Origin of the sequence: Rubrimonas sp., assembly GCF_036788415.1 — a bacterium.
Lineage (GTDB): Bacteria > Pseudomonadota > Alphaproteobacteria > Rhodobacterales > Rhodobacteraceae > Rubrimonas.
Map to the genome: position 1 here is coordinate 1 of NZ_DAIQNN010000108.1, position 8,035 is coordinate 8,035.

6 protein-coding genes and 1 pseudogene are annotated in these 8,035 nt (G+C 67.8%); 5 read left to right on the top strand and 2 right to left on the bottom strand.

Going from position 1 to position 8,035, the window contains the following annotated elements:
• A pseudogene (locus V7Q31_RS15930) lies at positions 1-298 on the top strand (hypothetical protein); the annotation flags it as partial.
• Positions 299-455: 157 nt separating this feature from the next.
• Here V7Q31_RS15930 and V7Q31_RS15935 read toward each other — a convergent pair.
• On the bottom strand, positions 456-2,195 hold the full coding sequence (locus V7Q31_RS15935) for an ABC transporter substrate-binding protein (RefSeq protein WP_333834846.1): 1,740 nt from the start codon (positions 2,193-2,195) through the stop codon (positions 456-458).
• 9 nt (positions 2,196-2,204) lie between these two features.
• Positions 2,205-2,936, bottom strand: a complete 732-nt coding sequence (locus V7Q31_RS15940; RefSeq protein WP_333834847.1) for an MIP/aquaporin family protein — start codon at positions 2,934-2,936, stop codon at positions 2,205-2,207.
• 335 nt (positions 2,937-3,271) lie between these two features.
• Here V7Q31_RS15940 and V7Q31_RS15945 point away from each other — a divergent pair, with 335 nt between their 5' ends.
• From V7Q31_RS15945 to V7Q31_RS15960, 4 genes are all read left to right on the top strand, one after another.
• On the top strand, positions 3,272-3,556 hold the full coding sequence (locus V7Q31_RS15945; RefSeq protein ID WP_333834848.1) for a type II toxin-antitoxin system RelE/ParE family toxin: 285 nt from the start codon (positions 3,272-3,274) through the stop codon (positions 3,554-3,556).
• Between the two features lie 13 nt (positions 3,557-3,569).
• Positions 3,570-3,887 carry a HigA family addiction module antitoxin gene (locus V7Q31_RS15950; protein ID WP_333834849.1) on the top strand — a complete coding sequence of 106 codons (318 nt, stop codon included), beginning with the start codon at positions 3,570-3,572 and terminating at the stop codon, positions 3,885-3,887.
• Between the two features lie 318 nt (positions 3,888-4,205).
• Positions 4,206-6,056 (top strand): ABC transporter ATP-binding protein, encoded by a 1,851-nt coding sequence (locus V7Q31_RS15955; RefSeq protein ID WP_333834850.1) that lies wholly within the window; start codon positions 4,206-4,208, stop codon positions 6,054-6,056.
• Positions 6,053-7,948 carry an ABC transporter ATP-binding protein gene (locus V7Q31_RS15960; protein WP_333834851.1) on the top strand — a complete coding sequence of 632 codons (1,896 nt, stop codon included), beginning with the start codon at positions 6,053-6,055 and terminating at the stop codon, positions 7,946-7,948. Before V7Q31_RS15955 ends, V7Q31_RS15960 begins: the two co-directional genes overlap by 4 nt.
• Positions 7,949-8,035: the final 87 nt, after the last annotated feature.

The window sequence follows — 8,035 nt, forward strand, 5'->3', positions numbered from 1 at the left end:
TCAGGAGCACCACACGCGAAGCTGGCCCCATGCCGCGCAGCGGCTTCGTTCAATGGCCCTGCTGGAGCTGGTGGAGAAGGCCGCCGACGCGGATTCGCTGCGCGAGATGCCGACGTTCGCAGCCGAGCGCATCATGGACACCGAGTTGCAGACGATCCCGCGGGTCGAGGCGAACGACAGTTACCCTGTCCAGAGAGAGCGCGGGGTCCCGCGGCCGGGGTGCTCGACGCCACCTCTGAGCAGGGGCCGCCCGCTCCCGGTTCCGGCCAGTCGCGGGACAGAGGGCCGGGGGCGGTAGGCTGCCGTTCGCGACGCGCTCAGTCCCCGTGGCCTTTTGCAATCGGCGCCGGTCATCGTGAGGCGCAGACCCTGCCGCTCGGCGCTGCGAAGCGAGCGGAGACGGGACGCGCTACTCCGAGAGCCTTCAAATCTTCTGCTCGTTCTCCAAGGCGACGTCAGGCTCTCTCCCACGCTGCCAGTAGCGTCTCATACGACACCGTCTCGCCCCGCCCCTCCTCGTCCTCGAGCGCCGGCCACGGCGCGCCGTCGCGTTGCAACCATTCGGTCGGGTCCACTCGGTCGTTCAGCTGCGGCGCGCAGTTTCGCACGGCCGGGTCCTGCGCCATTCGGGCGAGCAGCGCGTCCTGATCGGTCGCGATCCGCGACATGACCTGCTGTGGCGTCGCGCGCCCTCGCACGGCGCTGGCCAGCGTCCGCCACCACGCCTGCGCCAGCAGCGCGTAGTTGGGAACGTTGGGGCCTGTGGGCGTGTAGAGCCGTTGCGCCGGGCTGCGGTAGAAGTCCGCCAGCCCGCCGAGGCGCGGCGCGGCCTCGCGCATCGCGTCGCTCGCGAGATCGGAGGCCCGGAACGGCGTCAGGCCGACCAGCGTCTTCTTGAGCGACACCGACTTGCAGGCGCAGAATTGCGCATAGAGCCACGCCGCGCGGCGCCGCTCCACGGGCGTGCTGTCCATGAGCATCCACGCCCCGCAATCCTGGTAGCCGTGCTTCATGCCCTCCCGCCAGTAGGCGCCGCGCGGCATCGGCGCCACGCGCCAGAGCGGGGCGCCTTCGGCGTCGACTACCGGCGAGCCGGGCTGGGTCAACTCGCCCGCGAAGGCGGTGTACCAGAATATCTGCTGGGCGATGTCGCCCCGCCCCGGCGCCGGCCCGGCCTGCGAGAACGTCATCCGCGACGCCTCGGGCGGCGCGTAGTTGCGCAGCCATTCGAGATACTTGCGCAGCGCATAGACCGCCGCCGGGCTGTCTGTGGCGCCGCCCCGCGCCGTGCTGGCGCCGACGGGTCGGCAGTCCTCCACCCGGATGCCCCACTCGTCCACCGGCGCGCCGTTGGGCAGGCCGACATCGGCGGCGCCGGCGATCGCCAGCCACGCGTCGGTGAAGCGCCAGCCGATCGACGGGTCGGCCGCGCCGTAGTCCATGTGCCCCCAGACGCGCCGCCCGTCGATCTCGCGCACCGTGTCGGTGAAGAAGGCGGCGATGTCCTCATAGGCCCGCCAGTTCACCGGAACGCCGAGATCGTAGCCGTGCAGCGCGCGGAACCGCTCCCGCAGGTCGGGGCGCTGGAACCAGTCGTGGCGGAACCAGTAGAGCGTCGCGAACTGCTGGTCGGGCAACTGATAGAGCTTGCCGTCCGGCGCGGTGACGAAGGGCAGCCCGATGAAGTCGTCGAGGTCGAGCGTCGGCAGGGTGAACGCGGCGCCCTCGCCGACGATCCAGTCCGAAATCGGCGTCACGCCGCCGTAGCGGAAATGGGCGCCGATGAAGTCGCTGTCGTTGACGTAGGCGTCATAGAAGTTGCGGCCCGAGCGGCGCTGCTGCTCCAGCCGGTTCACCACCTCGGCCTCATGGGCGACCTCGTGGATCACGGTGATCCCGGTGATCTCGGCGAAGGCGCGGGCCAGAACGCGCGCCTCGTATTCGTGGGTGCGGATGGTTTCGGAGAGGACGAAGATCCGCCGCTCCCGCAGCCGCGAGGCCGCCTCGGCGAAGAACGCCATCTCCGCTATGCGCTCATCCAGCGAGAGGGTCGAGGGGCGGAACTCAACCTCCGCCCAGCGGCGCGCGGCGCCGAGGCGGTCGCCGAACTGGGCTCCGGCGGCGGCAGGCGCCAGGGCCCCGGCGGCGGAGGCCGCGCCGAGGAAGCGCCGGCGCGAGAGGGAAGACCGCGTCATGTCCCGATCCTACCGGAAATTGACGTCGAGGGGGTCCTGCAACAGCAGGTAGGTCAGCGCCGCCAGCGTGGCGCCGATCACCGGCCCCACGACCGGGATCCAGGCGTAGCGCCAGTCGCTGTCGCGCTTGCCAGGGATCGGTAGGATCGCGTGGACCACGCGCGGCGCGAGGTCCCGCGCCGGGTTTATGGCGTAGCCGGTCGTCCCGCCCAGCGACAGACCAATGGCCAGCACCAGCAGACCCACCGGCAGGGCGTCTAGACCGCCGAGGCCGAACACCGCCACGGCGAGGAACAGGACCGCGAAGACGAGGACGAACGCGCCCACGATCTCGGAAATCAGGTTCGACGCAGTGTTCCGGATGGCGGGCCCGGTGCAGAACACGGCGAGCTTGAGGTCCGCGTCCTCGGTCCGGGCGAAATGGTCCTTGTAGACCGCCCATACCAGCATTGCCCCGATCGTGGCCCCTATGAACTGGGCCGCGACATAAGCCGGCGCGTCGGCCCAGGCGAACTTGCCCGCGATGGCCAGCCCCAGCGTCACAGCGGGGTTGATGTGGGCGCCGCTGAACGCGGCCACCGTGAAAACCGCGACGAAGACGGCCATGCCCCAGCCCCAGGCGATGACGATCCAGCCCGCGCCATGCGCCTTGGTGCCCGACAGCACGACGTTGGCGACGACGCCGTTACCGAGCAGGATCAGGATGGCCGTCCCGATCAGTTCGCCGAGGAATGCGTTCATCATCCTGCGTAGTTTGGCGCCGTTTGGCCGCCAGATCACGGGGCATCGGCACGTCTTGAAGTCAGAGCGCCGCGAAAGCCATGTTCCAACCGGTCGCGGGCGACCGAGGGGGATGCGACCACGCCCCACACGCAACGAGAGCATCACACAAGTCCGCACGTGCAATCGGATGTGGTCGTGAAGCGCTATCTCCCGGTTCCGGTCGGTCGCGGGGCTAGCGGCGGAGGGCGATAGGCCGCCGCTAGCATCGCGCGCGGGGATGCCCGAAAGTCGCGGGGGCCACCCCCGACGCATACGCTTGACGTCAAGCGTAAAGACTCTTATGTCTCCTGTCGATGATCCTGAGCTATCGCGACAAACGAACCGAGCAGTTCGCAAGGGGTGAGTTCGTGAAAGCCTTTCAGGGCTTTGAAGGCCAGGCCGAAAGGAGGCTCGCGATCTTGAACGCTGCGCCGTCACTCGAGACCCTGCGCGCGCTGCCGAGCAACCGGCTTGAGGTCCTGCGTGGTGATCGCGCTGGGCAGTTCTCGATCAGGATCAACCAGCAATGGCGCGTCTGCTTCACGTGGCTGGATGGCGCGCCAGGACCCTCGGACGTTGAGATTGTCGACTATCACTAAAGGGAGGCCAACCATGTTCAAAAGGGCCGTCCATCCCGGTCAGATCCTGAAGGACGAGTTGGGCGAACTCGGCGTCACGCCGACCGAGTTCGCGCGTCAGATCGATGTGCCACCCAACCGCGTAAGCCAGATCATCGCGGGTAAGCGCGCAATCACCGGCGACACTGCGCTGCGTTTCGGGCACTGGTTCGGCACTGAGCCGCAGTTCTGGTCGAACCTCCAGGTCCAATTCGACATCGCCATTGCCCAGACGATGATCGGTGAAGCCATCAGTCGTCTGCCTACCCGGACGGGCTTGCGTCCCGAAGGCGAGGGGGCGCAGCTCAGGTGACCCGAGGTCGCAGGGAGGCGACTCTCCCGGACTGTGATCTGCCGCCCGGCTCTCCCGAGAGCAGCCGGTCACGGAGGACTGGGGCGAGCAAAGTAAACCGCCATTCGCGCGCGACCCAGTAGCAGATCCAGCTGAACAAGTCTGCTGCGATTTGAACCGAAGCCGAGAACTGCAGTTTTCGCCCCGGCTCCGGGTCACCCTTCCAACCGCCGACGCAGCGGTGTAGCAAAACGTTCTCTTTTTGGATGGATCGGCGGCACGACCAACGACCGCGCGGCACATCAGGAGGCCGCGGCACGGCTGCGCGGTATGGATGGCATGACCCAGGCAGGCAATCCCCCCAACGCCGCTGCGCGCACCTTCCGCAGGACCGCGCCAGTCGGCACGCAGAAGGGCTTCAGCGCCGTCCTGCGCATCACCCGCCTGTGCTTCCGGTATCCGGGGCGGGTTGCACTGGCGCTCGGCGCGACGGTCGCCGCGGTCCTGATGCAACTGGCGATCCCAGTGATCCTCGGCCGTGCCGTCGACGAGTCTCTCGCGATGGTGGACGGGACCGTCGACGTTCTTGCACTCGTCCTCATCGCGCTGACCCTGCTCGCGGCGAGCGTGCTGCGCGGCTTGTTCACGCTTGTGCAGAACTATTACGCCGAAGCCGTTGGTCATGCGCTGGCGCAGGACCTGCGCAACGCGATTTACGACAAGGTGCAGCGGCTGCCGTTTTCCTTCCACGACCGCACCCATTCGGGCGACCTGATCACGGTGGGCATGCTCGACCTTGAAGGCGTGCGCATGTATTTCTCCACCGCACTCGTCCGCGCCTTGCTGCTCGCGCTGCTGATCGGGGTCGGGGCGTGGCTGCTGCTCTCCACCGACTTCGTGCTCGGCCTGCTGGCGCTGTCCTTCGTGCCCTTCGCTGCGTGGCGCAGCTCGGTCATGCAGCTGGCGCTCCGGCGAACCTGGCTGATCCTTCAGGAAAAGCTGGGCGTGCTCAGCCAGGTCATGGAGGAGAACCTTGCGGGCACCCGCGTCGTGCGGGCCTTCGCCGCGACCGAGCACGAGATGGCGAAATTCGACCGGGCCTCCGACGCGGCGCTGCGCTACAGCCACGAACGCATCGACCTGCGGGTGCGCAACACCTCGGCCATGACCTTCGCCTTCTTCTCCGCGATGGGCCTCGTGCTGTTTTATGGCGGCCGACTGGTGGCGACCGGCGAGATGACGGTGGGCGTGCTCGCCACTTTCCTGACCTTCATGACCACCCTGCAGATGCCGGTGCGCCAACTCGGACTGATGGTGAACGCCTACGCGCGTGCCTCGACCTGCGGGGCGCGGCTGTTCCAGCTGCTCGACATGCCCATCGAGATCGCGGACGCGGAGGGTGCACCGGACCTTCGGATCGCCGAGGGCACTCTGCGCCTTGAGGGGGTCAGCTTCGCCTATCCCGGCGACGCCAGCCGCCCGGCCGTCACCGACATTTCCTTCGAGGCCCGCCGCGGCCAGACCATCGGCATTCTCGGCGCGCCGGGGGCCGGAAAGACGACGCTGATGCACCTGCTGCCCCGTTTCTACGACGTGACCGCGGGCAGCATCACGATCGACGGGCAGGACTTGCGCGCGGTCACACTCGCTTCCGTCCGGCAGGCGGTGGCGATCGTGCAGCAGGATGCCTTCCTGTTCACCTCGACGATCGAGAACAACATCGCCTATGCCTCGCCCACCGCCGAAGACCGCAGCATCCGGCGCGTGGCGGACTCGGCGCAGCTTCACGACTACGTCCTCGGCCTGCCGCAGCAATACAGCACGGTGGTCGGCGAGCGGGGCGTGTCGCTCTCGGGCGGGCAGCGGCAGCGGCTGTCCATTGCGCGCACGCTGATGATGGACCCCGCGGTGCTGATCTTCGACGACTCTACCGCCGCCATCGACGCGGGCACCGAAAGCCGCATCCGGGCCGCTCTGAAGCGCTATGCAAGGGATCGCGTCACCTTGATCGTCGCGCATCGGCTCGCGAGCCTCCGGCACGCCGACATGATCCTGTTTCTCGAGGGTGGGCGGATCGTCGAGCGCGGCACGCACGAGGAACTCCTTGCCCTCGGTGGCCGCTATCGGGCGCTCCACGATCTCCAGACCCAGCCCGCTGCCGCAGCGGTGGCGCCGGAGCAGCGGCCATGAGCCTCGACACGACCGCAGCCCCGCGAGAGCCGCAGGACGAGGACGGCGCCCCGCGGGTGCGGGCCGTCGTCGGCTCGACGCGGATCGAGGAGGAGATCTTCGGCCGCGCCTTCGACGGCCGCGTGGTTAGGCGCATCTGGCAGTTCGTGTCCCCCTACCGGCGGCAGATCTGGCGCGCCATCGGGGCCGTGCTGGTCTTCACCCTGTCCCAGCTTGCCATCCCGCTCCTGATCCGCTTTGCCATCGACGCGGGCATGGCGCCGGGCGCGCCGCTCCTTCTGTTGCCCGCCATCGTCGTGCTGTTTGGCCTCACCGTCGTCGTGACCTACCGGGCATCGCTTGCGCAGGAGCAGATCACGGCGCAAGTGGCCGAGCATGTCCTGTTCGACATCCGCCGCCGGATGTTCGCGCATCTCCAGCGCGTCTCGCTGTCCTTCATGGACAAGACCGAGGTCGGGCGGCTGATGTCGCGCCTGCAGGGCGACGTGAACTCGATGCAGGAGTTCCTTGAGACGTCGGTGCAGTCGGTGGGCGACATCGCGCTGCTTGTGGGCATCGTGGCCGTGATGCTGTGGCTCGACTGGCAGCTCGCCGCGCTCGTCCTTCTCGTGCTGCCCGTGCTGCTGGTGTTACGCGTCGTGTGGATTGCCAAGGCGAGGGCGGCCTTCCTCGCCGCGCATGAGGCCAATTCGTTGACGAACGGCGCGCTGGCCGAGGCGATCCACGGCGTGCGTGCCGTGCAGGCGATGGGCCGCAACCGCCTCAACGCCGAGCTTTACGCAGCCCTTGCCAACCGCACCTATCTCGCCCAGCTCCGCGCCGCGGGGCTGTCGCAGATCATGATCCCCATCGTCGATGGCCTCACCGGCATCGCAATGGCGACGGTAGTGGTCGCGGGGGGCCTGATGGTGGCCTCGGGGCGCCTCGAGGTCGGCGTTCTAGTGGCCTTCCTGTTCTACATTCAGCGCTTCTTCGACCCGATCCGCTCTCTGACGATGCAGTATTCGGTGATGCAGCGCGCGATGGCCTCCGGCCACCGGCTGACAGAGGTGCTCGACGTCGCGGTGAGCGTGACCGACGCCCCCGACGCCGTGCCGCTCGGCCCGGCGGATGACGGCTCGGTGGAATTCCGCGGCGTCAGCTTCGGCTACGATCCGGCGAACCCGGTGCTGCGGGATGTGAGCTTCACTGTGAAATCGGGCGAGCGCGTCGCCCTCGTCGGCCCCACGGGGTCGGGCAAGTCGAGCTGCATCTCGCTGATTCACCGGTTCTACGACGTGCAGCAAGGCGCGGTTCTCGTCGGCGGCCGCGACGTGCGGACTGTGACGCAGGAAAGCCTCGGCCGCGATATCGCGATGGTGCTTCAGGAGCCCTACCTGTTTACCGGCACGGTGATGGACAACATCCGCTACGCCTCGGAACAGGCGACGAATGACGCGGTCATCGCGGCGGCAAAGGCGGTCGGCGCCCATGATTTCATCACGGCCATGCCCGACGGCTACGCAACGCTGCTGGAGGAGCGCGGCTCGAACCTCAGCCTCGGGCAGCGCCAGCTTCTCAGCTTCGCGCGCGCGCTGGTGGTGGACGCGAAGATTCTCGTGCTCGACGAAGCGACGGCAAACATCGACAGCTATACCGAACTTCAGATCCAGAGGGCGCTGGAGCGGCTGCTCGAAGGGCGCACAGGTTTGGTGATCGCCCACCGGCTAGCCACGATCCGCAACGCCGACCGGATTGTGGTGCTCCAGCAGGGCCGCAAGATCGAGGAGGGCGACCACGACGCGCTGATGGTGCGGGGCGGCCTCTATGCGAAGCTCTACGACCTGAACTATGCAAGCTTCGATGATCTGCCCGACGCCTTGACTGCCGAGGACTGCCACCAGGCATCATGAGCTGGACCGCGACTAAATGCCATCGCCTATGGCGACACGCCGACCGGATGGCCCAGAAGGCTCTGGCGCGATGACCTCCGTGGTGAT

What these genes read in the sequence shown, in the direction of transcription:
- V7Q31_RS15935 (WP_333834846.1), bottom strand. Translation starts at nt 2,195, where the DNA reads ATGACGCGGTCTTCCCTCTCGCGCCGGCGCTTCCTCGGCGCGGCCTCC.
- V7Q31_RS15940 (WP_333834847.1), bottom strand. Translation starts at nt 2,936, where the DNA reads ATGAACGCATTCCTCGGCGAACTGATCGGGACGGCCATCCTGATCCTG.
- V7Q31_RS15945 (WP_333834848.1), top strand. Translation starts at nt 3,272, where the DNA reads ATGATCCTGAGCTATCGCGACAAACGAACCGAGCAGTTCGCAAGGGGT.
- V7Q31_RS15950 (WP_333834849.1), top strand. Translation starts at nt 3,570, where the DNA reads ATGTTCAAAAGGGCCGTCCATCCCGGTCAGATCCTGAAGGACGAGTTG.
- V7Q31_RS15955 (WP_333834850.1), top strand. Translation starts at nt 4,206, where the DNA reads ATGACCCAGGCAGGCAATCCCCCCAACGCCGCTGCGCGCACCTTCCGC.
- V7Q31_RS15960 (WP_333834851.1), top strand. Translation starts at nt 6,053, where the DNA reads ATGAGCCTCGACACGACCGCAGCCCCGCGAGAGCCGCAGGACGAGGAC.